Annotated in this window: 26 protein-coding genes; 11 read left to right on the plus strand and 15 right to left on the minus strand. The window is 63.2% G+C overall.

The window, feature by feature from the left end:
• Positions 1–109: 109 nt before the first annotated feature.
• The 6 genes from DT068_RS03985 (at position 110) to DT068_RS04010 (ending at position 6,165) form a co-directional block, all read left to right on the plus strand.
• The gene (locus tag DT068_RS03985; protein ID WP_119388487.1) at positions 110–1,288 is read left to right on the plus strand and encodes an ABC transporter substrate-binding protein; all 1,179 of its coding nucleotides are present in this window, start codon (positions 110–112) and stop codon (positions 1,286–1,288) included.
• Between the two features lie 55 nt (positions 1,289–1,343).
• The gene (locus tag DT068_RS03990) at positions 1,344–2,447 is read left to right on the plus strand and encodes an ABC transporter ATP-binding protein (protein WP_119388488.1); all 1,104 of its coding nucleotides are present in this window, start codon (positions 1,344–1,346) and stop codon (positions 2,445–2,447) included.
• On the plus strand, positions 2,444–3,304 hold the full coding sequence (locus tag DT068_RS03995) for an ABC transporter permease (protein ID WP_119388489.1): 861 nt from the start codon (positions 2,444–2,446) through the stop codon (positions 3,302–3,304). Before DT068_RS03990 ends, DT068_RS03995 begins: the two co-directional genes overlap by 4 nt.
• Positions 3,301–4,122: an ABC transporter permease gene (locus tag DT068_RS04000; protein ID WP_368904418.1), complete on the plus strand. Its 822-nt coding sequence runs from the start codon at positions 3,301–3,303 to the stop codon at positions 4,120–4,122. The genes DT068_RS03995 and DT068_RS04000 overlap by 4 nt, the downstream gene beginning before the upstream one ends.
• A 75-nt stretch (positions 4,123–4,197) precedes the next feature.
• Entirely contained in the window at positions 4,198–4,632 is a 435-nt protein-coding gene (locus DT068_RS04005; protein WP_368904419.1) for a transglycosylase SLT domain-containing protein, read from the plus strand.
• 24 nt (positions 4,633–4,656) lie between these two features.
• Positions 4,657–6,165, plus strand: coding sequence for a malonate--CoA ligase (locus DT068_RS04010; RefSeq protein ID WP_119388491.1), 1,509 nt, complete (start codon positions 4,657–4,659; stop codon positions 6,163–6,165).
• A 56-nt stretch (positions 6,166–6,221) separates the two neighbouring features.
• On the opposite strand, the gene DT068_RS04015 is transcribed toward DT068_RS04010, so the two are convergent.
• From DT068_RS04015 to pcaD, 10 genes are all read right to left on the minus strand, one after another.
• Complete coding sequence (locus tag DT068_RS04015; RefSeq protein ID WP_119388492.1) at positions 6,222–6,938, minus strand: ABC transporter ATP-binding protein; 717 nt, start codon at positions 6,936–6,938, stop codon at positions 6,222–6,224.
• Positions 6,919–7,683: an ABC transporter ATP-binding protein gene (locus DT068_RS04020; protein WP_119388493.1), complete on the minus strand. Its 765-nt coding sequence runs from the start codon at positions 7,681–7,683 to the stop codon at positions 6,919–6,921. Before DT068_RS04020 ends, DT068_RS04015 begins: the two co-directional genes overlap by 20 nt.
• Positions 7,680–8,654 (minus strand): branched-chain amino acid ABC transporter permease, encoded by a 975-nt coding sequence (locus DT068_RS04025; RefSeq protein WP_119388494.1) that lies wholly within the window; start codon positions 8,652–8,654, stop codon positions 7,680–7,682. The genes DT068_RS04020 and DT068_RS04025 overlap by 4 nt, the downstream gene beginning before the upstream one ends.
• A complete protein-coding gene (locus DT068_RS04030) occupies positions 8,654–9,517 on the minus strand; it encodes a branched-chain amino acid ABC transporter permease (RefSeq protein WP_119388495.1) in 864 nt (287 codons plus the stop codon). The genes DT068_RS04025 and DT068_RS04030 overlap by 1 nt, the downstream gene beginning before the upstream one ends.
• A gap of 10 nt (positions 9,518–9,527) precedes the next feature.
• Entirely contained in the window at positions 9,528–10,700 is a 1,173-nt protein-coding gene (locus tag DT068_RS04035; RefSeq protein WP_119388496.1) for an ABC transporter substrate-binding protein, read from the minus strand.
• A 114-nt stretch (positions 10,701–10,814) separates the two neighbouring features.
• A complete protein-coding gene (locus DT068_RS04040) occupies positions 10,815–11,894 on the minus strand; it encodes a 3-carboxy-cis,cis-muconate cycloisomerase (protein ID WP_119388497.1) in 1,080 nt (359 codons plus the stop codon).
• Between the two features lie 3 nt (positions 11,895–11,897).
• Positions 11,898–12,512: a protocatechuate 3,4-dioxygenase subunit alpha gene (gene pcaG / locus DT068_RS04045; RefSeq protein WP_119388498.1), complete on the minus strand. Its 615-nt coding sequence runs from the start codon at positions 12,510–12,512 to the stop codon at positions 11,898–11,900.
• Positions 12,512–13,240 carry a protocatechuate 3,4-dioxygenase subunit beta gene (gene pcaH / locus DT068_RS04050; protein ID WP_438816410.1) on the minus strand — a complete coding sequence of 243 codons (729 nt, stop codon included), beginning with the start codon at positions 13,238–13,240 and terminating at the stop codon, positions 12,512–12,514. The genes pcaG and pcaH overlap by 1 nt, the downstream gene beginning before the upstream one ends.
• Before the next feature lie 22 nt (positions 13,241–13,262).
• On the minus strand, positions 13,263–13,667 hold the full coding sequence (gene pcaC, locus DT068_RS04055) for a 4-carboxymuconolactone decarboxylase (protein ID WP_119388500.1): 405 nt from the start codon (positions 13,665–13,667) through the stop codon (positions 13,263–13,265).
• The gene (pcaD, locus tag DT068_RS04060; RefSeq protein ID WP_119388501.1) at positions 13,660–14,466 is read right to left on the minus strand and encodes a 3-oxoadipate enol-lactonase; all 807 of its coding nucleotides are present in this window, start codon (positions 14,464–14,466) and stop codon (positions 13,660–13,662) included. Before pcaD ends, pcaC begins: the two co-directional genes overlap by 8 nt.
• 93 nt (positions 14,467–14,559) lie before the next feature.
• On the opposite strand from pcaD, the gene pcaQ reads away from it, so the two are divergent.
• Positions 14,560–15,480 carry a pca operon transcription factor PcaQ gene (gene pcaQ, locus DT068_RS04065; RefSeq protein WP_119388502.1) on the plus strand — a complete coding sequence of 307 codons (921 nt, stop codon included), beginning with the start codon at positions 14,560–14,562 and terminating at the stop codon, positions 15,478–15,480.
• Here pcaQ and pobA read toward each other — a convergent pair.
• Both pobA and DT068_RS04075 read right to left on the minus strand, forming a co-directional pair.
• Positions 15,474–16,646, minus strand: a complete 1,173-nt coding sequence (gene pobA, locus DT068_RS04070) for a 4-hydroxybenzoate 3-monooxygenase (protein ID WP_119388503.1) — start codon at positions 16,644–16,646, stop codon at positions 15,474–15,476. The genes pcaQ and pobA overlap by 7 nt on opposite strands.
• A 115-nt stretch (positions 16,647–16,761) precedes the next feature.
• Positions 16,762–16,953 (minus strand): hypothetical protein, encoded by a 192-nt coding sequence (locus tag DT068_RS04075; protein WP_119388504.1) that lies wholly within the window; start codon positions 16,951–16,953, stop codon positions 16,762–16,764.
• A 114-nt stretch (positions 16,954–17,067) separates the two neighbouring features.
• Between DT068_RS04075 and DT068_RS04080 the strand changes: the two genes are divergently transcribed.
• A complete protein-coding gene (locus tag DT068_RS04080; RefSeq protein ID WP_119388505.1) occupies positions 17,068–17,958 on the plus strand; it encodes a LysR substrate-binding domain-containing protein in 891 nt (296 codons plus the stop codon).
• 6 nt (positions 17,959–17,964) lie between these two features.
• On the opposite strand, the gene DT068_RS04085 is transcribed toward DT068_RS04080, so the two are convergent.
• Positions 17,965–18,621 carry a TetR/AcrR family transcriptional regulator gene (locus DT068_RS04085; protein WP_119388506.1) on the minus strand — a complete coding sequence of 219 codons (657 nt, stop codon included), beginning with the start codon at positions 18,619–18,621 and terminating at the stop codon, positions 17,965–17,967.
• Between the two features lie 59 nt (positions 18,622–18,680).
• Between DT068_RS04085 and DT068_RS04090 the strand changes: the two genes are divergently transcribed.
• From DT068_RS04090 to DT068_RS04100, 3 genes are read left to right on the plus strand one after another with little or no spacing between them, the layout of a single operon-like run.
• Positions 18,681–19,538 carry a cupin domain-containing protein gene (locus DT068_RS04090; protein ID WP_119388507.1) on the plus strand — a complete coding sequence of 286 codons (858 nt, stop codon included), beginning with the start codon at positions 18,681–18,683 and terminating at the stop codon, positions 19,536–19,538.
• On the plus strand, positions 19,535–20,422 hold the full coding sequence (locus DT068_RS04095) for an ROK family protein (protein WP_119388508.1): 888 nt from the start codon (positions 19,535–19,537) through the stop codon (positions 20,420–20,422). The genes DT068_RS04090 and DT068_RS04095 overlap by 4 nt, the downstream gene beginning before the upstream one ends.
• A 43-nt stretch (positions 20,423–20,465) precedes the next feature.
• Positions 20,466–20,885, plus strand: coding sequence for an OsmC family protein (locus DT068_RS04100; RefSeq protein WP_119388509.1), 420 nt, complete (start codon positions 20,466–20,468; stop codon positions 20,883–20,885).
• 56 nt (positions 20,886–20,941) lie between these two features.
• Here the strand turns inward: DT068_RS04100 and DT068_RS04105 are convergent, their stop codons facing one another.
• The gene (locus tag DT068_RS04105; RefSeq protein ID WP_119388510.1) at positions 20,942–22,075 is read right to left on the minus strand and encodes an ABC transporter ATP-binding protein; all 1,134 of its coding nucleotides are present in this window, start codon (positions 22,073–22,075) and stop codon (positions 20,942–20,944) included.
• Entirely contained in the window at positions 22,075–23,124 is a 1,050-nt protein-coding gene (locus DT068_RS04110; protein ID WP_119388511.1) for a Gfo/Idh/MocA family protein, read from the minus strand. The genes DT068_RS04105 and DT068_RS04110 overlap by 1 nt, the downstream gene beginning before the upstream one ends.

The following is a 23,124-nucleotide window of genomic DNA, read 5'->3' on the forward strand; positions in this document are numbered from 1 at the left end:
TTCCTGTTCCGCGCAGATTTGTGGTGTTTATAGCATTTTCTTGCATTAACTAGCAATAATGTTGTAATTTGTGCAGATAAAAATAAGCCACCCTCAGGAGGAGACAACAATGCCGATGATGACGGAAAGGAAATTTTCCCGGCGCTGCCTGTTGAAAGCAGGGACCGTCGGTGCGCTGGGCTCATTGGTGCTCGGCAGGCCGGGGCCCTTCATCAGCAGGGCCGAGGCCGCCACGCCCACTTTGCGGCTTCTGATGTGGCAGCCTTATGCGATCAAGGAGACGATCGCGGCCTTCGAGGAGAAGTTCAAGGCGAAGTTCGCCCCCACTTTCTTCGACGGCAATTCCGAAGCCTTCAACAAGCTCAAGGTCGGCGGCACCAAGGATTTCGACATGGTGATGGCCGATGGCTTCTGGCCCCGGCTGTATTTCCGTCAGGGCCTGACCAAGGCGCTCGACTACGGCAAGCTCACCAATATGAGCGGCGTCTTTGCCGACTTCCATCCCGACAAGTTCAAATTGCTCGCCGATGAGGAAGGCAAGAACAATGTCGCGGCGCCCAATTGCTGGGGCGGCTATGGCATCACCGTCAACACGGCGATGATCGCCAAGGAGGACATCGGCTCGATCGAGCTGTTGCTCAACAGCAAATATGCCGGCCATTTCTCCACCAATTCGCGCTTCGAGGAAAATATCGCCTTGATGGGCATTCTGGCCGCGACCAAGCTCGGCACCAAGGATGGCGCGCGTCCCGACGGCAAGCCCTTCAATCCGTACAATCTCACCGATGACGAGCTGGCCGAGACCAAGCGCCTGCTGATCGAGCAGAAGAAGCTGCTCCTTACCCGCTACCAGGATTATGACGCGCTCGAGCGCCTGATGCGCGCCAAGACGGTGTGGGCGGCGCCCGAATTCGCCGAGAGCTATCGCAAGCTCACGGTCCTGAAGAAGGAGGGCAAGGTCGATTTCGATGTCGAGCATGTGCTGAAGCCCAAGGAAGGCGGTCTCGGCTGGGTCGATACCTGGATGGTGAGCGCGGAAGCCGATTCCGAGCGCACCGAGCTCGCCCATGCCTGGATCAATATGTTCCTCGAAAAGGACAACTATGTCCGCGTCGTGCGCTCGACCGGCTATGGCGGCGTGGTCGATATACGCTCGCTGATGTCGGAAGACGAGATCGCGCTCTATTTCCAGAACCGCAGCGCCGAGGCGAGCCAGCTCCATATGTTCGACCAGCCCTCCTCGCCCGAGAAATGGGAACGCATCTGGTCGGATGTCGAGGCGTCTTAAATCGAATATCCTCTCTCCGTGGGGCGAGGGCGGCAACGCATGACTGGGAGAAGCGATGGCGGGCGCAGACCTTAAGACGGCTTCGTTGTCGCTTCAATCCGTCTCCCGGCATTTCGGTCCGATCAGGGCCGTCGACGGTATCGATCTCGATATCGGCCAGGATGAATTTTTCTCGCTTCTCGGGCCGTCGGGCTCCGGCAAGACGACTTTGCTCAGGATCATCGCCGGGCTCGAGCGCCCGTCGGCGGGCCGCGTCCGGGTCGCGGGCCAGGATGTGACCGAGCTGCCGCCCTATAAGCGGCGCATCGGCATGGTGTTCCAGAATTTCCTGCTCTTCCCGCACAAGACCGTGGCCGAGAACATCGTCTTTCCGCTGCGCATGCAGAATGTGGCGCGGGCTGCGCGCGATGAAAGGCTGCGCTGGGCGATGAAGCTCCTGCGCCTGGAGGGGCTCGCGGCGCGCTATCCCAATGAGCTGTCGGGCGGCCAGCAGCAGCGCGTGTCGCTGGCCCGTGGCCTCATTGCCAGGCCCGCCATGCTGCTGCTCGACGAGCCGCTGGCCAATCTCGACCGCGAATTGCGCGCCGAGATGGAGGTCGAGATCCGCCGGTACCAGAAAGAGCTCAACATCCCCTTCGTCTATGTCACTCACAATCAGGAGGAGGCATTGACGATGAGCGACCGCATCGCGGTGATGCGGGGCGGCGTGTTCGAGCAGGTGGGGCCGCGCGATGATGTCTACCGTCGGCCGAAGACCGAATTCGTCGCCACCTTTGTCGGCCAGTCCAATCGGCTGAGCGGCTTCGTCGAGACCGTGAAGAACGGCGCCGTGGCCTTCGCCTGGCAGGGCCACACGCTGCATGTGCCGCATCAGGGTGACATCGCCGCCGGCGACAAGGCGCAGTTCCTCATCAAATATGAAGATATCGAAGTTGCGGGTGCCGCCGGCAAAGGCCGGAGCGATCATCGCAGCGGCAACAGCCTTGAAGGCAGGCTCCGCGACATCATCTTCAAGGGCCAGACCGCGAATTACATTGTGAGTCTGGCGAATGGCGCCGAGCTCATCGCCAGCGCCTCGTCGCGCGACCACAAGGTCGGCATTGGCGAAGCCGTATCGCTGCGCTGGCCGGAAACCTCCGGCATGTGTTTCAGGTCATGAAGCGCTTCCCGCCTTTGCTGCTGCTCGCCGGACCCGGCATCCTGTTCATCCTGGTGACGCTGATCCTGCCGCTCGCCGCCATCTTCATGTTCAGCTTCTGGCGCACCGAGAGCTACGAGCTCTATGCCGACTGGAATCTCGACAATTACCGCACGCTCATGCGCGAGCCCGCTTACCTGGTCTTTCTCCTGCGCTCAGGCCTGGGCGCTCTCGCCACCTCGCTGATCTGCCTCATCTATGCCTGGCCGGTCGCCTATTTCATCGCCCGCCATGGCGGACGCTATCGCCTGCTGCTCGTTCTCCTGCTGGCGGCGCCCTTCTTCACCGGCGTCATTCTCAGGATCGCGGCGCTCCAGGGCATATTGGGACCGGGCGGCCTCATCAACATGGCGCTCGGCATTTTGGGTTTCCAGCCGATCGCTGCCCTGATGTACACCCAGACGGCCGCCACCATCGGCCATGTCTATCTCTTCATCCCCTTCATGGTGACGGCGATCTATCTGTCGCTGGTCAATTTCAACTTCGATCTGCTCGAAACGGCGAAGGTCAATGGCGCAGGCCCTCTGCGCGCCTTCATCGAGGTGACCTGGCCGCTGAACTGGATCGGCACTGCCATTGGCATCGTGCTGGTCTTCATTCCCTGCCTCGCTTCGGCAGTGACGCCGCGCTTCCTCGGTGGACCGCGGGCCACGTCCTTCGGCATGAGCCTCGGCCAGCAATTCGGCGAGACCGGCACCTGGGCGCTGGGCTCGGCCATGGGTGTCGTGCTGTTCCTGGCCTCGCTCGCCGTCCTGGCGCTGATGGGCCTTACCGTCAATCTCAAGCGCAGCGGCTTCACCGGCATGGGGACGAGATGACGTCGGTCGGCGATCGCGCCGAAGCCTGGCGCCGCAGGGCGATGAGCCTGCTGCTCTGGCTGCTCTATATATTCCTCTATGCGCCGATCCTCTATGTCATCTATGCGTCCTTCTCCGTGGACATCGTCTGGCCCTTCCCGCCGTCCTTCACCACGGACGCCTATGCTGAATTGTTCGACAATGCGCTTTATGCCGATGCACTCGCCAACAGCCTGCTGATCGGATTGGGCAGCGGCGCCGTCTCGACGCTATTGGCGACGGCCGGCGTCATTGGCGTGCTGCGCTATCCATCGCGCCATCGCGGTCTGATCCTGATCGCTTTCCTGGCGCCGCTCTTCGTGGCGGAACTCCTGATCGGCATTTCATCGCTCGCCTTCAATGCGCGGCTTCTGGGCCTGCCCGGCAATCTTTTCTCCGCCATTGCCGCCAATGCGGTCGAAGGCACGGCCTTCGCCTTCCTCATCATCCTGGCGCAGCTGGTTCGCTATGACTGGCAGATGGATGATGCGGCGATGGTGTTCGGCGCCGCGCCGGTGCGCTGCTTCTGGGAAGTCACCTTGCCGACCATCTGGCCGAGCCTCCTGGGCGCCTTCCTGATCAGCTTCATCCTCGCGTTCAACAATCTCGAAATCTCCTTCTACAATCTGGGCGCCATCCCGACCTTGCCCTCGGTGGCCTGGGGATCCTTGCGCTTCGGCCTGGGGCCTGAGCTCTTCGCTCTGGCCGCGCTGACCAATGGCCTCGTCTTTGTCCTTTTCGCCGTCATGTATGTCTTGATGCGCACCGGAATCGTCAGATTCGGCTATCGCGGCGGCTGATTTCAAGCCGCTTGCCGCCCCGGCCGGTTCTTTGTAAGGGGGGCAAACGGTATTCCCGAGAGAGGGGCAGTGTCCTTGAGCAGAGCCATCGGCCTTTGCGCCGCCATCTTGTTGAGCCTGAGCCTTATCGGCCCGGCGCATGCCGAGCCGTCGGACGAGGTATTGGCGGCGATCTCGCAATACTCCGCGGAGTATGGCGTTCCTGAATCCTTGGTGCACCGCGTCGTCAAGCGTGAGAGCAAGTACAATCCGCGGGCCGCTCATCGTGGCAATTTCGGCCTCATGCAGATCAAGCTCGCGACCGCGCGCACCATGGGTTATCGCGGCGGCGCCAAGGGCTTGCTCGATGCCGACACCAATCTGAAATATGGCGTGAAATATCTGGCCGGCGCCTATCTGGTGGCCGGCGGCAATGAGAAGAAGGCGCTGCGCTATTATGTGAGCGGCTATTATTATGCCGCCAAGCGCAAGGGGCTGCTCGAAGAGACGGGCCTGAAGCCGAAGCGCTGAACACGACAACGAGCGACCATCGTAATGTCCGGGAGTCTCTATTCCGTTTTCGCCGCGCAGGCGGCCGCCGATCGTTCGAAGACTTTCATCGAGCGGCCTGACGGCTCGCGCATCACCTATGGCGATGTCGACAAGGACACGGCGCGCATCGCCAACATACTGAGCGGCATGGGCGTGGCGCCCGGTGATCGCATCGCCATCCAGGTCGACAAGAGCGCCGAGGCCCTGCTGCTCTATCTCGCCTGCCTGAGACTGGGTGCCGTCTATATCCCCTTCAACACGGCCTATACGCTGGCCGAGCTGCGCTACCTCGTCGCCGATGCGGAGCCGAGGCTCTTCGTCTGCCGGCCGGATCGCGCCGCCGAAATGGCCGAGTTGGGCATCCAGCATCTGCGCACGCTGGGTGTTGCGGGCGACGGCACGCTGCTCGAAGGGCTTGCGCGGGCGGAGACATCCTTCGCCGATCATCCCTGCGCTAATGACGATCTGGCGGCGATCCTCTATACGTCGGGGACCACCGGGCGGTCCAAGGGCGCCATGCTGAGCCACGGCAATCTCAGGTCCAATGCCGAGGTGCTGAAGGATTTCTGGCGGTTCACCGCCGATGACCGGCTGCTTCATGCGCTGCCGATCTTCCACACCCATGGTCTCTTCGTGGCGACGAATATCGTGGCGGTGGCGGGTGCCTCGATGCTGTTTCTGCCCTCTTTCGACATCGAGGAGATTCTGCGGCTGCTGCCGCATGCCAGCGTGATGATGGGCGTGCCGACCTTCTATACGCGCCTCCTGGCGCAGCCCGGCTTCACCGCCGATGTGGTGAAGAACATCCGGCTCTTCATTTCGGGCTCGGCCCCCCTGGCCGCGACGACGCATCGCGAATTCGAAGCCCGCACCGGCCATGCCATTCTCGAGCGCTATGGCATGACCGAGACCAACATGAACACCTCCAACCCTTATGAGGGCGAACGCCTGCCGGGCAGTGTCGGCCTGCCCTTGCCGGGCACGTCCATCCGCATCGCCGATCCGTCAACGGGCGCGGAAGTTCCGCCAGGCGAGGTCGGCCAGATCGAGATCAAGGGCCCCAATGTGTTCAAGGGCTATTGGCGCGCGCCCGAAAAGACGAAGGCCGAGTTCCGCGCCGATGGCTATTTCATGTCGGGCGATCTCGGCTTCAGGGACGACAGGGGCTATGTCCACATCGTCGGGCGCAACAAGGATCTCATCATCTCGGGCGGCTTCAATGTCTATCCGGCCGAGGTCGAGGCGGTGATCGACGAAATCGAGGGCGTTGCGCAATGCGCCGTCATCGGCGCGCCGCATCCCGATTTCGGCGAGGCTGTCATCGCGGTGGTGGTGGCGAAGCCGGGGACTCAATTGGATGAAGGCGGGATCACCGCAACGGTGGCTGAGCGGCTCGCCAACTACAAGCGGCCGAAACGCATCATCATCGTCCCGGAATTGCCGCTCAACACCATGGGCAAAGTGCAGAAGAACATCCTGCGCGAGCGTCACCGCACGGTCTTTCAGGGTTGATTCTTTCAGCATGGTCGCTCTATCCTGATGGCGATCGCTTCTAAAATCATCACACTCTAATGCAGGCCGCCGATACCGAGATAACGCTCGATGACCTGCGACTCTCGTGCGACTTCATCCGGTGTGCCCATCCAGGCGATACGACCGCGCTCGAGGATGATGACATGGTCGGCGAAGTCGAGTGCGCTCCTGATGCGCTGCTCGACCAGGATGATCGTCATGTCGCCGGACCGCGCCAGCGTGACGAAGGCGGCCATCAGCTCCTCGCAGATGATGGGGGCCAGGCCTTCGAGAGGCTCGTCCAGCAGCAGGACGGTCGGGCGGCCGAGAATGGAGCGGGCGGTCGACAGCATCTGCTGCTCGCCGCCGGAAAGCCGCGCGCCGAGATGCGACCGGCGCTCGCCGAGGCGCGGGAACATCCGGTAAGCCTCCGCAAGGGCGCTTCGCGGCCGCCCCTTGAGGCCGACGAAGAGATTTTCCTCGACCGTGAGCGTCGGAAACACCCAGCGCGCCTGTGGAACATAGCCGAGGCCCTTATGAGCGCGCGCCGCCGTCGCCATGCCGGTAATGTCCTCGCCGTTCAGGTGAATGGCGCCGTCGAGGCGCCGTGTCTGGCCGGCCAGTGACGCGAGCAAGGTCGTCTTGCCCATGCCATTGCGGCCGAGCACGGCTAGCCGGGCGCCGGCGGGAAGTGAGAAGGACACATCCTCCAGTACCCTTGTGGGGCCGTAGCCGGCGCTCAGTTTCCTGACCTCAATGGGCGCGGCGGACATTGGCATAGCTCCCGAGATAGGCCTCGCGCACGCGCTGGTCGCGCGTCACCGCTTGTGGCGGACCGTCGAAAATGATGGCACCGGCCGCCAGGACCACCACGCGGCGCGCGAAGCGGAAGACGAGATCCATATCATGCTCGATCATCAACACCGCAAGGTCAGCCGGCAAGTCGGCAAGGGCGGCTTCGATGCGGCCGGTGTCGCTCTGCGGCACGCCTGCCGCCGGCTCGTCGAGCAGCAGCACCTTGGGTCGAAGCGCCAGTGCCAGCGCGATCTCGAGCAGACGCTGCTGGCCGTAAGCGATCTCGCGCACCTTGCGATGGGCCACGGTGCCGAGGCCAAGCGTTGAAAGCAGAATGCCGATCTCGCGCATCACTTGCGGCATGGCGCGATAGCTGCCGGCGAGGCGATGGGTCTTGCCGTCACGCTCGAGGATCGCCAGCGCCAGATGCTCCTCCGCCGTCATGTCCTGGAAAAGCCTGGTCACCTGGAAGGAGCGCACCAGGCCGCGGTGCGCGCGCTCGGCGGGGCCGCTATGCGTGACGCTCGCCCCGCCAATCAGGACATCGCCCGAATCGGACCTCAGATTGCCGGTAACGAGATTGACGAAGGTCGTCTTGCCGGCGCCGTTCGGCCCGATGAGCGCCACCCGGTCGCCGGGCTCAAGGCGCAAGGAAACATCATCGATCACCTTCAGCCCGCCAAAGGCCTTCTGCAGATTTCTCGCCTCCAGGATGGGGCTCATGCGGTCCCCCGGCGGCGTGCGAGATAGTCGCTGATCGATCCATAGAGACCCTTGGGCGCGAAGAGCACGATCGCGACCAGAAGGGCGCCCACCATGGTCAGCCAGTGGAAGGGACTGGCGGCGGAGACGAAATCGGCGAACAGCATGAAGAGAACGGTGCCGGTCAGCGCGCCGTAAAGTGATCCCGTGCCGCCGAGCACCAGCATGACCAGCGCTTCGGCCGACAAAGTGAAGGACAGGCTGTCGAGACCGACCACCTGGGTCGAGATGGCATTGAGCGCACCCCCGGCGCCCGCCACGGCACCCGAAATGACATACATCTTCGCCAGGGCCCGATAGGGCGATGCGCCCATGGAGCGGATGCGCAAGGGATCTTCCTTTATCCCGCGGCACAGCATGCCGAAGGGTGAGCGCGCCAGGATACGCAGCAGGACGAAGACGACAAGCAGGAGCGCGACGCCGAAACCAAAAGCGGTGCGGCCCCACAGATCGAAGGCGAAGAGGCCGAGCAAGGGGCTTGGCGAAATTCCGGACAGGCCGTCGCTGCCGCCGGTCCAGGAGGAGAGCTTGTTGGCGAGCTCATGGAAGAGATAGACCGTCGCGATCGAAAGCACGAGCTGCGGCAGCCCGGTGGCGCGCAGAATCACGAGCCCGCAGACGAGGCCGGCAGCAGCACCGGCGGTGATGCCGGCCAATGTCATCAGAAGCGGATCGCTGATCGCAAAATGCGCCGCCGCGACGCCGGCCGCGTAGCTCCCCGCACCATAGAGTGCAGCATGACCGAGCGTCGCGATGCCACAATAGCCGGTGACGAGATCGAGCGACAGAACGAGAAGCGCCAGCGCGATGATGCGCGTGAGGAGTGCCAGATTGTCGGGGAACAGCAGAAAGCCAATGCCGGCGGCGGCGAGAATGACCGCAATACCGACAAGATCCGTCGATACCCGCCTTGTCGATTGGCCGGCCCGCATCAGGCCCTTCTCCCCAGGAGCCCGCGCGGAAACAGGCAGATGATCACGATCACCGACAGATAGAAGAAGAACTCGCCGAATTCCGGCAACCAATAGCGTCCGGCGGTGTCGATGCTGCCGAGGAGAAGGCAGGCGACAAGCGCTCCCGGTATCGAGCCGGCGCCGCCGACGGATACGACGACCAGGAAGGTGACCATGTAGCGCAGCGCATAATAAGGCTCGACGGGCAGCAATTCGGCGCCGACCACGCCGCCAAGTGCGGCGAGGCCGACCGCGACGGCGAAGCTTGCCGCATAGATGATCTCGGTTCTGACCCCGAGCGCCGCCGCCATGCTGGCATTGTCGACGGAGGCGCGCAATTTGATCCCGAAGGCCGTCTTCTCGATCAGGAACCACAGCAGCGCCGCCACCGCAAGGCCGCACAGTATGGCGAAGATGCGATGCGTGGCGATCGAGCGGAAGCCGAGATCGAGCGCGCCCCGCAATTCACCTGGCAGGGGAATGGTCTTGAGCGTCGGTCCGAAGACATAGTTGGCGATGCCGATGATCATGAAGGTGATACCGATGGTCATCAGCACCTGCGTCAGTTCCGGCGCGCCATAGATGCGCCGGTAGAGCAGTCTTTCGATCGGGATGGCGATGGCGATCGTGCCGAAGACGGCCAACAAAATGGCGGCGGCATAGCCGATGCCCAGCATCTGCGTCGCATAGGAGGCTATATAGCCGCCGATCATGGCGAAGGCGCCATGCGCGAGATTGACCACGCGCATGAGGCCCATCGTCACCGACAGGCCGATCGAGATGACGAACAGCACCATGCCATAGGCCAGCGCGTCGACGGCGACGCTGAGAGCGCTCTGCATCTCTGTTTTTCTATTTGGCGGCCGCGAGCCCCGGATCGCCCTGCTTCTCGAAAGTGCGCAGCTCCTTGTTGATGTAGCTGCCGTCTTCCGCCTTGCTCACCTCGCGCAGATAGATGTTCTGCGTGATGTGCCGGCTCTCGGCATCGATCGAGACCGGTCCACGCGGGCTTGCCCAGGACAGACCCTTGACCGCGTCGACCGCCTTTTGCGCATCGGCTTCGCCGCCGGTCGCCTCGATCATCTTGTAGATGACATGCATTCCGTCAAAGGCGCCGACGGACGGGAAGGAGAGCTCGGCCGGGTTGCCGATCGCCTTGCGCGCGGCCGCGACGAAAGCCGTGTTCTCGGACGAATCATGGGCGATCGAATAGTGGAAGGTGGTGCGCAAGCCGAGTGCTGCATCGCCGAGCGCCGGGAGATCCGACTCCTGCGTAAGATCGCCCGGCGCATAGAACTTGATACCCGCCTTGTTCAGGCCATTCTCGTTGTAGGCCTTCACGAAGCCGAGCGTCGGTGGACCGGAGGGCAGGAACACGAACAGGCCCTCGGCGCCCGAATCCTTGATCCGCTGCATGATCGGCGAGAAGTCATTCGTCGCCATCGGGAGACGCAGCTGCTCGACGATGGTGCCGCCGGCTTTCTCGAAGCCGGCCTGGAAGGCCTTCTCCGCGTCATGGCCGGGCGCATAGTCGCTGACCACCGTGATGATCTTGCGGGTGCCGTCTTCGAAAGCGACCTGCGCCGTCGGCGTCACGGTCTGCCAGATGGTGAAGGAGGTGCGCACCACCAGCGGGCTCTTGGTCACGATGGCAGAGGTAGCGGCATTCATGATCACCATCGGCACATTGGCCTGCTCGAGCAGCGGCGCTGCCGCCATGGCGTCGGGCGTGAAATAGAAGCCGGCCAGATATTGCACGCCTTCCTTGACCACAAGCTCCTGGGCCAGCGCCTTGGATTGCGCCGGGTCCGCCTTCGGCACGTCGCGATAGATGATCTCGACCGTGTCGTCGCCGATCGCCGTGCCGTGCATCGCCATATAGGCGTCGATGCCGGCCTTGAAATTCTTGCCCTGCAGGGCGAACGGGCCGGAAAACGGTCCGATGACGCCGATCTTGACGGTGTCGGCGAGCGCCGCACCCTGAAAAGCTGCGGCCGCCAGAACGGCCAGAACCAGGCGCTTCATGTCAACCCTCCCATGTGTTTGATCGGCTCTTTGCATGGCCTGAATGATGCCGAATCTGCCATGCCGTTCGATCTTGCAAAAATGAAATCAACAGGGCCTCCCATAATCTGGCGATTATGTTTGCTGGCTGGGTGCGGGCATCACCGCACCCAGCCGCGCGATTGCATCGGTGAGCTCAAGGCCAAGCCGCAATGCGGCTCCCGTGGCGCAGAGCATTTGCGGCAGCAGCATCCATTCGAGCGCCCAGGCGGAACCTGAGCGTTCCTGTTCGTGAACCAGCGCGTTATGCATTCCGCCCAGCAAGGTGGCGTTGAAACGGGCGAGCGTGACCAGGATTTCGGCTGCGACCGGATTGCGCTTATGCGCCATGGTCGAGGAGCGCCCGCCGCCCTTGAGCTCGATCTCAGCTCCCGCTTGCGCCATGAGCGCGACATCCTGGCCAAACTTGCCGAGGCTGCCGGTGATGAGCGACAGGATACTGGCGAGATCGGCCAGCCGGTCGCGCTGGCTGTGCCAAGGCGGCGCGTCGGCGAGTCCGAGCTCGGCCGCCAGAGCGACCCTGACCGGCAGGCTTGCGGCGCCGAGACTGTCGAGCGTGCCCGCTGCCCCACCGAACTGCACGACAAGCCCGTTCTGCCGGAACCCGGCAAGCCGGTCACGGCTGCGTTCGAGGGGACTGAGCCAGGCGGTGATCCGGTCGCCGGCCGAAATCGTGATGGCCGGCTGCATGCGCGTCATCGCGGTGAGTGAGTTGGCGCCATCGCGCCCGCCGAGTGCTGCCATGGCCTTGCCCAGGCTGCCGAGGCGGCTATCGAGAAGAGCAAGCGCCGGCTTGAGGCGCAGCATCAGGCCGGTATCGATGACATCCTGGCTGGTGGCGCCGAAATGGACGCGCTGTGCGGCGGGCTCTCCCACCTTTTCGCGCAACTGCCTGATGAACTCCGGCACCATGATGCCGTCGATCGCGACCGCGCCGCGCAATTTGCCGATATCGGGCGCAAAGCTCGTCGCCGCGCCGGCGATCCGCTCTGCTGCGCCGGCCGGAATCACGCCGGCCCGCGCTTCGGCCCTTGCCAGCGACACCTCGAAGCGGAGCATCGCCGCGATCTCGGACGAGATGGCGAAATGAGCGGTGATCTCGTCATCGCCCAGAAGGCCGCCCAGCACGGGATGATCGAAAACACCAATGGTCATGTCCTAGATATCCAGAAATACAGTTTCCCGGTCGCCCTGCAGATGGATGTCGAACCTATAAGTGTCGCCCTCGCGCGGTGCAATCAGGGTCCGGATGCGATGCCGGGACTCGATGCGCAGAAGCAACGGATCCGCGTCATTCGCCGCCATCTCGTCGGCGAAATACATCCGCGTCTGCAGGCCGATATTGATGCCGCGGGCGACGATCCAGAAGGTGATATGCGGGGCCATCGGGCGGCCGTCGATGAAGGGAACGCGTCCCGGCTTGATCGTCCTGAAAATGAAGGCGCCGGTCTCGGCATGACTCGCACAGCGTCCCCAGCCGGTGAAGTTCGGGTCCGCGGCACCGCGTGTCTCCGCCGGGCTGTTATAGAGGCCTGCGGCGTCGGCCTGCCAGATCTCGATCAGCGCATCCTTGAGTGGTGCGCCGGCCCCGTCGACGATCACGCCCGTCACCGTGATGCGTTCGCCCAGTGTGCGGTCATTGACCATCGCACTGCCGAGATCGGAATCATAGACGCCACCTATGCCGGCGAAGTTCGGCATCAGGCCGATATGGACATATGGCCCGGCGGTCTGCGAAGCGCTTTCCTTCAACCGCCTTGCATCTTCGGCCATCAGTTTCCCTCCAGGCGGTTCTCGAACATGGTCGATCGCCGGCCACGCAGCACGATATCGAATTCATAGGCGCGCGCGTCCATCGGGATGGTGTTCTCCATGTCGAGGAGCGCGATGAGCTGCTCGATGGCGCGCCTGTCGGGAATGCTGCGCACGATCGGGCAGCGCCAGATCAAGGGATCGCCCTCGAAGTACATTTGCGTGATCAGGCGCTGTGCGAAGCCCGTGCCGAAAAGCGAGAAATGGATGTGGGACGGGCGCCAGTCATTGGGTCCGTTCGGCCAGGGATAGGGACCGGGCTTGACGGTCAGGAACCGATAGCGGCCGGCTTCGTCGGTGATGCAGCGTCCGCAGCCGCCGAAATTCGGATCGAGCGATGCCTGATAGCGCTCATTGCGGTGGCGATAGCGCCCACCCGCATTGGCCTGCCAGACTTCGAGCAGCACGCTGGGAACAGGCCGGCCTGCTTCGTCGAGCACCTTTCCATGCACGATGATGCGCTCGCCGATCGCCGCTTCGCCCGCCCTCGCGAAATTGTGGATCAGATCACCATCGAGACGGCCAAGCAGGGAGTGGCCGAAGACCGGACCGGTGATCTCCGACAGCGTGTTGTCGAGGCTAAGCAGCGCCTGTTGCGGCGAGCGCAGGATGGAAGACTTGTACGCCGGCGCCAGTGCCGGGGGCTGCCAGTTGCGGTCGCGCGGAAGGAAGGCGCCGTCTTTCGGCATTTGCTTGGTGTTTCCGGTCATCTCAGGCGGCTTTATCCGCATCGAGCTTGTCGAAGACCTGCTTGGCGATCCTGATCGCGGTGTTGGCGGCGGGCACGCCGGCATAGATCGACACATGCAGAAGCGCTTCCGCCACATCCTCGCGTGTGGCGCCCGTATTGGCGGTCGAGCGCACATGCATGGCGAATTCCTCGTCATGGCCAAGCGCCGCGAGGAGTGCCAGTGTCACGATCGAGCGCTCACGCTTCGTCCAGTTGGGCCGCGACCATACGGCACCCCAGGCGGCCTCGGTGATGAGGTCCTGGAACGGGCGGTCGAACTCGGTCGCCGATGACTGCGCCTGATCGACATGGGCATCGCCCAGCACGGCGCGCCTTGTCGCAAGGCCCTGCCGATAGCGCTCGGTCGTGCGGCTGCTGTCAGCCATGAGATGCTCCTGCCATTGTCTTGGTGAAATCACGGATCAGCATGCTGAGCGCCTTGGGCTGCTCGATGCAAGGAATATGGCCGGCCCCGGCGATGATTTCAAAGCGGGCGCCAGGAATGAGCTTGGCCAGCGACTTCACGAGATCAGGCGGTGTCGAGCCGTCCTGATCGCCGACGACGCAAAGTGTCGGCACGGCGATGCGCCGTGCCGTCTCGGTGAAGTCGGCATCGCGGATGGCGGCGCAGGCGGCGGCATAGCCCTCGGGTGGCTGACGGACGAGAAGCATGCGGCAGCCGGCGAGCTCGTCCGGCCGCTTGCTGTGGAAGTCCGGCGTGAACCACAATTCCATCACGCGATCGGCAAAGCTTGCGATGCCCGCGGTCTCCACCGCAGCAATGCGGGCATTCCAGCTGTCGGCGGTTCCGATGCGATGCGCCGTGTCGCAGAGGATCAGGGCGCTGACGAGATCGGGTCGCAGAGCATAGAGGCATTGCGCGATGAGCCCGCCGATCGACAGGCCGCAGATCACGGCGCGGCTGATCGCCAGATGGTCGAGCAGACCGGCGAGATCGCGTGCATGGGTCTCGATCCGGTGCGGCGCATCGCCGAGCTCCGACAGTCCGTGGCCGCGCTTGTCATAAGTGAGGATCGCGAAATCATCCGCCAGAAACTGCTCGACGGCTCCCCAGATCCGAAAGTCCGTGCCGAGCGAATTGATGAAGACGATCACGGGCTTCGCGGATGACGCGCCGGTCAGCTGGTAGTGGATGACCGTGCCGTTGATGCGGGCGAATTTCACGAAAGCCTCCTTGAGGCGACTGTCATACTTTAGTTTGGTTAGGTAAAATGATATTTTAGGCCTTTCCGTTAACATTGGAGTTATGGTTGAGCGATGATCGACCAACGCATCAAGATCCGCCATCTCCAGACTTTCGTGGAAGTCGCCAAGCACAGGAGTGTGATGAGGGCGGCCGATCGCCTGCATGTCAGCCAGCCGGCGGTGACCAAGACCATTCGCGAGCTCGAGGAGGCGCTCGGCGTGCGCGTGCTCGAGCGCGACGGGCGCGGCATGCGGGTGACCCGCCATGGCGAAGTGTTCCTGCGTCATGCCGGCGCCTCCTTGTCGGCGCTTCGGCAAGGGATCGATTCCGTCTCGGCCGAACGCCTTGGCGCCGCACCGCCCCTGCGCGTCGGCGCGCTGCCGACGGTCTCCACCCGCATCATGCCGAAGGCGATGATGATGTTTCTCTCCGAGACGACTGGCAGCCGCGTCAAGGTCGTCACCGGCGAGAATTCCCTGCTGCTCGAGCAATTGCGCGTCGGCGAGCTCGATATCGTCGTGGGCCGGCTCGCCGCGCCCCAGAATATGAGCGGCTTCTCCTTCGAGCATCTCTATTCCGAGGAGGTGCAGTTCGTCGTCAGAGCCGGTCATCCGCTGCTCAGTGAGAAAGCGTCAGGCTTCCCCGAGCTGTCTCACTATGTCGTGCTGATGCCGACGCGCGAATCGATCATCCGACCCTTTGTCGACCGGCTCCTGATCCGCAACGGCATCGCGACCTTGCCGAGCCATATCGAAACGATCTCGCATTCCTTCGGTCGCGAATTCGTGCGCGCCACCGACGCCATCTGGATCATTTCGGCGGGCGTCGTCGCAGCCGATATCGCCGAGGGCGTGCTGGCATCCCTTCCCATCGACACCAGCGAGACCAGGGGCTCCGTCGGCCTGACCATGCGCATCGATGCGACGCCCTCGCCGGCGCTTGATCTCCTGGTGCGCAGCATTCGCGAAGTCGCGGCGGCCTTGCCTCAGTAGGACAGGCCGACATAGTTCTCGGCCAGCATGCTCGCGGCCGCCCTCGAATGGGTGAGATAGTCGAGCTCGGCCAGCTGAATCTTGGTCTCGAAGGCACCCGCTTCCGGAAAGCGGTGCAGCAGCGTCGTCATCCACCAGGAGAAGCGGACCGCCTTCCACACCCTGGACAACGCCCGCGCCGAATAGGCTTCGAGACCGGCCTCGGACCCCTCGCGATAGTGCTCGCACAGGCCCTCGGAAAGATAATGCACATCGCCGACCGCCAGATTGAGTCCCTTGGCGCCGGTCGGCGGCACGATATGCGCCGCATCGCCGACCAGGAAGAGGCGGCCGAAACGCATCGGCTCGGCGACGAAGGAGCGCAGCGGCGCGATCGATTTCTCGAAGGAGGGTCCGGTCGTCACTTTCTCGGCATGGTGGCGGGGAAGCCGTGCCCGCAATTCATCCCAGAAGCGCTGATCGCTCCAGGCCTCGACTTTTTCGCCGGCAGGCACCTGCACATAGTAGCGGCTGCGGCTCAGCGAACGCATCGAGCAAAGCGCGAAGCCGCGGGCATGGTTGGCGTAGATAAGCTCGTGGCTGACCGGCGGCACTTCGGCCAGAAGGCCGAGCCAGCCGAAGGGATAGATGCGCTCGTAGCAGGTCATGGCGGAAGGGGGAACGGCGCGCCGGCTTGCGCCATGGAAGCCGTCGCATCCGGCGATGAAGTCGCAATCGATGCGCAAGGGCTTGCCGTCGTGGATCAGGGTGACATAAGGCCGCTCACCGTCGAAGTCGTGCGGGACGACATCCTCGACATCATAGAGACTGAGCATGCCGTCCGTTTCGCGCGCATCGAGCAGATCGCGGGTGATCTCGGTCTGGCCGTAGACGGTGACATGCTTGCCGCCGGTCAGTCCGGCAAGATCGATACGATGATCGCGTTCGTCGAAGGCGAGCGAGAAGCCGTCATGAATGAGCCCCTCGTTGTGAAGCCGCGCGCCGAGTCCGGCCTGATCGAGGACGCGAACAGTTCCCTGCTCGAGGACGCCGGCCCTGACGCGCGCCAGTATGTGGTCCCTGCGGGTGCGGTCAACGACGACATTGGCGATCCCGGCACCGCTCAGAATTTGGCCAAGCAGGAGCCCCGACGGCCCGGATCCGATAATGGCGACCTGCGTGCGCATGATTTTCGGGCGCAGGTTGGTTGCAAACCGGGGCCAAGTAAAATGATTTCTGGATCACTCTGGTGAACCCGCAGGTTATGCCCGTTTCCGCGGCAGGCGGAAGCGGGCATAAGGCTCAGCGATGCTGATCGGGAATCTGGAAGCTGCGGTCGAAATCGATCTGGGCCCGGTAGGAGGGCGGCAAATTGAGATCGGCGAGATCGTGGTTGCTTAGACGAAGGGCGTCGAGCCGGGGCGTCGCTCGGCCTGCGGCAGAACGGCTCTGGACCATCGAAAACAGCCGGGAAAGGCGGGTTGTGAGTGTCATAGCGGGCCTCATTGTTCCTGTAAGCCATCGAATTGATGGTAAATATGATCTGCTTTTCCTATGGTTTCCAATGCGAAATGTGCTATCAGGCATCAAATAGTTTGATGGCTCCCAATGGCTGAGACACCTCCCCTGCAGGCCGTGAAGGTCTTTGATGCCGTGGCCCGCCACCTGAATTTCACCAGGGCGGCCAATGAGCTGAACATGACCCAGTCGGCCGTGAGCTATCAGGTGAAGCTGCTGGAGAGCTTCATCGGCGCGCCGCTTTTCCTGCGTGAGGCACGCGGCGTCGCCTTGAGCGAGCAGGGCAGGACGGTGGCGCCCATGGTGCGCCGTGCCCTTAATGATCTGACGCAAGCCTTTCAGTCGGCCAGGAGCGAGACCACCAATCTGCTGGTGATCTCCACCATGCAGACCTTCGCCTCGACCTGGCTGGCGCCGCGCATCGGCAGTTTCCAGATGCAGAATCCCGATATCGCGGTGAAGCTCGACGTCTCCAATCATCTGGTCGATTTCCACAATGACAGGGTCGATGCCGCGATTCGTTCCGGCAAGGGAAACTGGCCCGGTCTCAGGAGTCATCTGCTCGGCGGCGGCAATTTCACCGTCGTCTGCAGTCCTCTCTATTATGAGAAGATCGGCAAGCCGAAATCGCCCGCCGATCTTACCGACTGCATCTTCATCGGGCCGCGCGATGATTGGTGGCCGGTCTGGTTCGCCGCCGCAGGGCTCAAGCCGCCCGCCGCTCTGTCGCGGCCAGGTGTCGATGTCGAGACCCAGCAAATGGCAGCCGTCCTTGCCGCCGCCGGCCACGGCCTGGCGGTGGTGCATCTGGGCTTCGTGACCCAGGAGTTCAAAGAAGGCAAACTCATCCAGCCCTTCGATGTGACGGCGACCACGGGCTTCAATTATTATCTTGTCTATCCCGAAGCGGCGCGGGTGCCGCGCAAGACGGTCCTGTTCAGGGAGTGGATCCTGGCCGAAGCTGGCCAGATGGCAAGTTGAGATTCGTTATTCGGTGATCGACCGCAATGCGTCATTGGCAGATGTGCCATCGCATTCGCGCACCGGACCAGGCCCACCACGCTCAGCTGCGGAGGGCAGGCATTGCAGTTTCGTCCAGGAAACGAGGCGCTCGGCCACCGCCTGCTTGAGCTTCGCATCGTATCTCATGAGGTTGAAGCTCTCGGCGAACCACAGGCCGTCATTGGCCATGCGGATGATCGTCGCGAAGATCGGATCCAGCCCGTCGGTCTGGATGGCGGTCTGGTGGCGCTGGCCTTGCTGGCGTACCGGTTCGACGCGCTCGGGAAAATTGGTGAGGGCGGCGGTGATGGCGCCATTGACCTTGTCGAAGGTCTTGCCGGTGATCGCTTCGCCATTGAAGGTCGCCGTCACATAGGCGCGGGTATTGCGCCCGAGCGTTTCCTTGTCCTCGAGAATGGCATCCGCCCAGGCGGTGTCGAAACGGGCGACGAAGCGCTCGATCATCGCGGAGGTGAGCGCTTCCTTGCAGTCGAAATGATAGAGGGTGGTGCCCTTGCTCACCCCGGCTTCGGCCGCGAGCGCGTCGAAGGTGAGGGCGTTCACGCCATCCCGGTCGACGATGATCTCGGCGGCATCGAGAATCAGGTCGCGGGTGTTCCGCTTGGTCTTGCCTTTCCCCATGGTTTTAATATACCGTCCAGTCAGTACAAATCAAGTGTCTTTGTTCCGTCGGGAGACCCATGGCCTATAAGTCCTCGCCCCGCCCCACTTTTTCCGGCGCCACCCACATTCCCTATGCTGGCGTGACTCGGTTTTTGTGGGGCGACGAAACGGCAGGCTTCGTCGATGACTGGATTTACGCCTCGACCGACAAGATCCATCAGCTGGTTTTCGGCCTTCCCCCGCATGGGGCATTCCGGCATTCCACGGATCGCCCGACGGTCTTCGGGGCGGACGAAGTCCTGTATGTGCTGGAAGGCACTTTGGGGTCCGCCAATCCGGAAACCGGTGAAGTTCATGTGGCGCAGACGGGTGAGGCGATCTTCTTCCGAAAGGACACCTGGCATCACGGCTTCAGCCTGTCGGCCGAGCCCTTGCGCGTGCTCGAATATTTCGCGCCCCCGCCCTCGACCGGAACGTCAGGGCCCTATGCCCGCACCAGGCCCTATGTCGAGCAGCCGAAATACCGGCAGGATGGCTTCATCGGTCGCTGGCCGTTGGCGGCCTCGGAGCAGCGCAGCGGCGCGACCATGCGGGTCATGCGCGATGCCGATCTCCTTTGGGAGCTCGACGGCGCCGACCAGGGCGTGCTCACCGGTCTCTATGCCGCGACCGAGCATTTGACCGCCGGGCGCTCGAGCGTGGCGCCGGGCCGCGCCTCATCGCTCCAGGCGCATGGCGGCGATGAATGCCTCTATCTCCTCTCCGGCACGCTCAACATCCTGGTCCCCGAAAAGGACGGCCAGACCTGGTTCGAGATCCATCCCAAAGATGGCTTCTTCATCCCGGCCGGAGAGAAGCATCAATACTGGAACATGGGCAAGGAGCCGGCGACCTTCGTCTTCGGCGTCGCGCCCCACTATCAGGTGAAGCCATGAGCAACGCCATTGGCATCGATATCGGCGGCAGCAAGACCGCGGTCGGTCTGATCAACCTCGACACCGGCAATGTCCTTGCCGAAGAGGTCTTCGACACCCCGGACCTGTCCGAGACGGGCCAGCCCTATGTCGACCGGCTGCAGGCGATCGTCGCGCATATGCGCGAGGAGGCCGAGGTCTCCAAGATCGGCATCGGCCTGTGCGAGCTGGTCGACAATCAGGGCCGCATCGTCAGTGCCCATCGTGTCGATGTGACGGATGCGCAGCTGCGAGATGCTTTCTATGATTTCGAGACGGTGGTGATCGAATCCGACGTCCATGCCGCGGCCCTGGCGGAAGCGAGGTTCGGCGCCGGCCGCGACATGAAGCAATGGGTTTACGTCAATGCCGGCACCGGCATATCGAGCGTGCTGATGAGAGGCTCCGATTGCTATAATGGCGCGCATGGCTGGGCCATCTGTCTCGGCATGTCACCGATCGATCTTGCCAATGGCCGCGACAGCGGCGCGCCCGACATCATCGAGGATCGCGCCGGCGGTGCCGGCCTGGTGCGCGAGGCGCGCGAGGCGGGCCTCGCTTTCGAGACCGCCGCCGATCTCATTGCCGCTGCCGCGCGTGGCGAGACGAAAGCGACACGTGTCCTCGAAAAGGGTGGGCACGTACTGGGCAATGCCATCGGCTTTCTCGTCAACATGCTCGACCCGCAAAGAGTGGTCGTCGGCGGCGGCCTGGTCAGCTTCGATGGGCCTTATTGGCGGGCAATCGGCGAAACGGCGCGCTCGAGTATCTGGCATCGGCCGGCCAAGGATGTGCCGATCCTTCAGTCCCTGCTCAAAGGCCGGGCAGGCATGATCGGCGCGGCCCTCGCCAACGGACGGCTCTAGGTTTATACGCCAGTCACGAACACTATTTGTGTGAGAGCAAGTGATGAAGGCGCGCGTCCAGTGGCTGGAAGGCCGGACTTTCGTAGGTGAATCGGGCAGCGGCCATGCCGTCGTCATGGACGGCGCGCCGGAAGCGGGCGGTCGCAATCTGGGCATAAGGCCGATGGAGATGCTGCTCATTGGGCTTGCCGGCTGCACCGCTTTCGACGTCGTGCACATCCTCGAAAAAGGCCGCGAGGCGGTGACGAGTTGCGATGTCGAGGCGACCGCCGAGCGCGAAAAGACCGATCCAAAGATCTTCACCGCCATCCATCTCACCTACAAGCTGAAGGGCCGCAAGCTCAAGGAAGCGGCGGTCGAGCGCGCCATCAATCTCTCCGCCGAGAAATACTGCTCGGCCTCGATCATGTTGGCCAAGACCGCGAAGATCACCCATTCCTGGACGGTGGAAGAGGAAGCCTGAGCGCTATAAAATTTTCGTCATCCCGGCTTTTCGCCGGAATGACGGGATGAGAGGGATTAGCCTCTTAAGGCGAGTCCGCTGCCGGGATCGAAGAAATGCACCCGCTCCATGTCGACGCCGATCTCCAGCGCGGCACCGCGTTCGGGAAGATGGCGCGGATCGATGCGCGCGGTGATCCGGTTTGACGCGGTGCCCCTCAGCTCGAAGAAGACATAGGCGTCTGCCCCGGTCATTTCGGTGATCAGCACTTCGCTTCGGAGGCCGCCGCTGGTGGGATTGGGATAGAGGAAAGCTTCCGGTCTGACCCCCAGGATGAGATCGCGATCGATCCATTGGTCGAGGAAGGGCCGCGCCGCAGCTTGCTGGGGGGTAAGCGGCAGGGTCATGTCGGTTCCGGCGATGGTGCAGCGCAGTGTCTTGCCCTTGCGCACAGGCCTTACCGTGATGAAATTCATCGCCGGCGAGCCGATGAAGCCGGCGACGAAGAGATTGACCGGCTTCTCATAGAGCTCGCGCGGTGCGGCGCATTGCTGAAGATTGCTCTGGCTCTCGTCGCTGACCGGCCGCAGCACCGCGACGCGGTCGCCCATGGTCATCGCCTCGACCTGGTCATGCGTGACATAGAGCGTGGTGACGCCGAGCCTGGCATTGAGCAGCTTCAGCTCGGCGCGCATCTGCACGCGCAATTTGGCGTCGAGATTGGACAGGGGCTCGTCCATCAGGAAGCATTGCGGATCGCGCACGATGGCGCGCCCCATGGCCACACGCTGGCGCTGGCCGCCCGACAAGGTGCCGGGCTTCTTGTGGATATAGGGCATGAGGTCGAGGGTTCGCGCCGCCTGCTCGACCTTCTGCCTGATGATGTCCTTCGGTATTTTCCGTTGGCCAAGACCGAAGGCCATGTTCTCATACACATCCATATGCGGATAGAGCGCGTAATTCTGGAACACCATGGCGATGTCGCGATCACCGGGGCCGAGATCGGTGACATCCCGCCCGCCGATCGCAATGCGTCCCTCGGTCAGGGTCTCGAGCCCGGCGGCGCTGCGCAGAAGCGTGGACTTGCCGCAGCCCGACGGGCCGACCAGCACCAGGAACTCGCCATCCTTCACATCGAGATCGACGCGCGACAGCGCCAGTGTCCCGTCGCCGAAGCGCTTGCCGACCGACTGGAAGCTCAAAGTCGCCATCAGCGCGCCCGCTCGAGCTTGACGGCACCGCCGGTCCGCGTCGCTTCCTCGATTGCGGTCAGGACACGGGTGACGGCGAGCCCGTCCGCGGCATCGGCGAGCACGGGCAGATCATGCGTCACCGCATCGACGAAGCGCGCGATCGCTTCCATGACGAAGCCGCCGATACGCCCGCCCGCCGCCGGCGTCACGCCCAGCATGTCGCCGCCCCGCAAGCCTGCACCGGTATATTTCTTGAAGGTGCCGTTCTGCGCGGTGTCGATCGCGAGCGATCCTTTCTCGCCGACGATCTCGGCCCTGAAGTCGAAGACCAGCGGCAGGTCGCGCGGCAGCACCCAGCTGTTCTCGAGCGAGGCAATGACGCCATTGTCGAATTCGAGCAGCGCCAGATGCACATCCGCCGTGTCGACGCCTTGGCTCGCAAGAAAGCCATGCCGCTTCATCGCCTGCACCCGCACCACTTCGGCATTGAGCGCGAAGCGCAAGGCATCGACTGCATGGCTGCCGAGGAACCACAGAGCGGAAGATTTGGCCGCCCAGCTCAGGAGCTCGAAGGGGACGAAGAGCGTGTTGGAAAGCCTCGCCGAGGCATGGAGCGGTGCGCCGATCTCGCCCGCTGTGATCGCTTCCTTGACCGCATGGACGGCCGGATTGACCCGGTTGTGGAAGTCGACCATCACCTTGGCTTTGCTCTTGGCGGCAAGCTCGGCGATCTTCTCGGCTTCGGCCAGCGTCGTGGCGAGCGGCTTTTCGCTGAGCACATGCTTGCCGGCCTTGATCGCCGCCAGCACGATGTCGCCATGGGCGAAATCGGGCGTCGCCACCGTCACCGCCTCGACTTGCGGGTCGGCGATGAGCTCGCGATAATCCGTATAGGCCTTGGTTGCGCCGAACTCCTTTTGCATCGCCTGGGCGCGGTTGGGATCGAGATCGCAGACCGCGGCGATCTGGGCCCCGGGCAACGCGTTCAGCGTCTTGCAGTGGAAGGAGCCCCAGAGGCCGGCGCCGACGACGCCGAATTTCGTTTTGCCTGTCTTCGAGATAGTCAT

This window comes from Taklimakanibacter lacteus (assembly GCA_003576695.1).
In the GTDB taxonomy this organism is placed as follows: domain Bacteria; phylum Pseudomonadota; class Alphaproteobacteria; order Rhizobiales; family Aestuariivirgaceae; genus Taklimakanibacter; species Taklimakanibacter lacteus.

What these genes read in the sequence shown, in the direction of transcription:
- pcaC (WP_119388500.1), bottom strand. Translation starts at nt 13,667, where the DNA reads ATGGCTGACAGCAGCCGCACGACCGAGCGCTATCGGCAGGGCCTTGCG.
- DT068_RS04105 (WP_119388510.1), bottom strand. Translation starts at nt 22,075, where the DNA reads ATGGCGACTTTGAGCTTCCAGTCGGTCGGCAAGCGCTTCGGCGACGGG.
- DT068_RS04095 (WP_119388508.1), top strand. Translation starts at nt 19,535, where the DNA reads ATGAGCAACGCCATTGGCATCGATATCGGCGGCAGCAAGACCGCGGTC.
- DT068_RS04090 (WP_119388507.1), top strand. Translation starts at nt 18,681, where the DNA reads ATGGCCTATAAGTCCTCGCCCCGCCCCACTTTTTCCGGCGCCACCCAC.
- DT068_RS04040 (WP_119388497.1), bottom strand. Translation starts at nt 11,894, where the DNA reads ATGACCATTGGTGTTTTCGATCATCCCGTGCTGGGCGGCCTTCTGGGC.
- DT068_RS04110 (WP_119388511.1), bottom strand. Translation starts at nt 23,124, where the DNA reads ATGACTATCTCGAAGACAGGCAAAACGAAATTCGGCGTCGTCGGCGCC.
- pobA (WP_119388503.1), bottom strand. Translation starts at nt 16,646, where the DNA reads ATGCGCACGCAGGTCGCCATTATCGGATCCGGGCCGTCGGGGCTCCTG.
- DT068_RS04035 (WP_119388496.1), bottom strand. Translation starts at nt 10,700, where the DNA reads ATGAAGCGCCTGGTTCTGGCCGTTCTGGCGGCCGCAGCTTTTCAGGGT.
- DT068_RS04075 (WP_119388504.1), bottom strand. Translation starts at nt 16,953, where the DNA reads ATGACACTCACAACCCGCCTTTCCCGGCTGTTTTCGATGGTCCAGAGC.
- pcaG (WP_119388498.1), bottom strand. Translation starts at nt 12,512, where the DNA reads ATGGCCGAAGATGCAAGGCGGTTGAAGGAAAGCGCTTCGCAGACCGCC.
- DT068_RS04080 (WP_119388505.1), top strand. Translation starts at nt 17,068, where the DNA reads ATGGCTGAGACACCTCCCCTGCAGGCCGTGAAGGTCTTTGATGCCGTG.
- DT068_RS04015 (WP_119388492.1), bottom strand. Translation starts at nt 6,938, where the DNA reads ATGTCCGCCGCGCCCATTGAGGTCAGGAAACTGAGCGCCGGCTACGGC.
- DT068_RS03990 (WP_119388488.1), top strand. Translation starts at nt 1,344, where the DNA reads ATGGCGGGCGCAGACCTTAAGACGGCTTCGTTGTCGCTTCAATCCGTC.
- DT068_RS03985 (WP_119388487.1), top strand. Translation starts at nt 110, where the DNA reads ATGCCGATGATGACGGAAAGGAAATTTTCCCGGCGCTGCCTGTTGAAA.
- DT068_RS03995 (WP_119388489.1), top strand. Translation starts at nt 2,444, where the DNA reads ATGAAGCGCTTCCCGCCTTTGCTGCTGCTCGCCGGACCCGGCATCCTG.
- DT068_RS04030 (WP_119388495.1), bottom strand. Translation starts at nt 9,517, where the DNA reads ATGCAGAGCGCTCTCAGCGTCGCCGTCGACGCGCTGGCCTATGGCATG.
- pcaH (WP_438816410.1), bottom strand. Translation starts at nt 13,240, where the DNA reads ATGCCGAAAGACGGCGCCTTCCTTCCGCGCGACCGCAACTGGCAGCCC.
- DT068_RS04020 (WP_119388493.1), bottom strand. Translation starts at nt 7,683, where the DNA reads ATGAGCCCCATCCTGGAGGCGAGAAATCTGCAGAAGGCCTTTGGCGGG.
- DT068_RS04000 (WP_368904418.1), top strand. Translation starts at nt 3,301, where the DNA reads ATGACGTCGGTCGGCGATCGCGCCGAAGCCTGGCGCCGCAGGGCGATG.
- DT068_RS04010 (WP_119388491.1), top strand. Translation starts at nt 4,657, where the DNA reads ATGTCCGGGAGTCTCTATTCCGTTTTCGCCGCGCAGGCGGCCGCCGAT.
- DT068_RS04085 (WP_119388506.1), bottom strand. Translation starts at nt 18,621, where the DNA reads ATGGGGAAAGGCAAGACCAAGCGGAACACCCGCGACCTGATTCTCGAT.
- pcaQ (WP_119388502.1), top strand. Translation starts at nt 14,560, where the DNA reads ATGATCGACCAACGCATCAAGATCCGCCATCTCCAGACTTTCGTGGAA.
- DT068_RS04025 (WP_119388494.1), bottom strand. Translation starts at nt 8,654, where the DNA reads ATGCGGGCCGGCCAATCGACAAGGCGGGTATCGACGGATCTTGTCGGT.
- DT068_RS04100 (WP_119388509.1), top strand. Translation starts at nt 20,466, where the DNA reads ATGAAGGCGCGCGTCCAGTGGCTGGAAGGCCGGACTTTCGTAGGTGAA.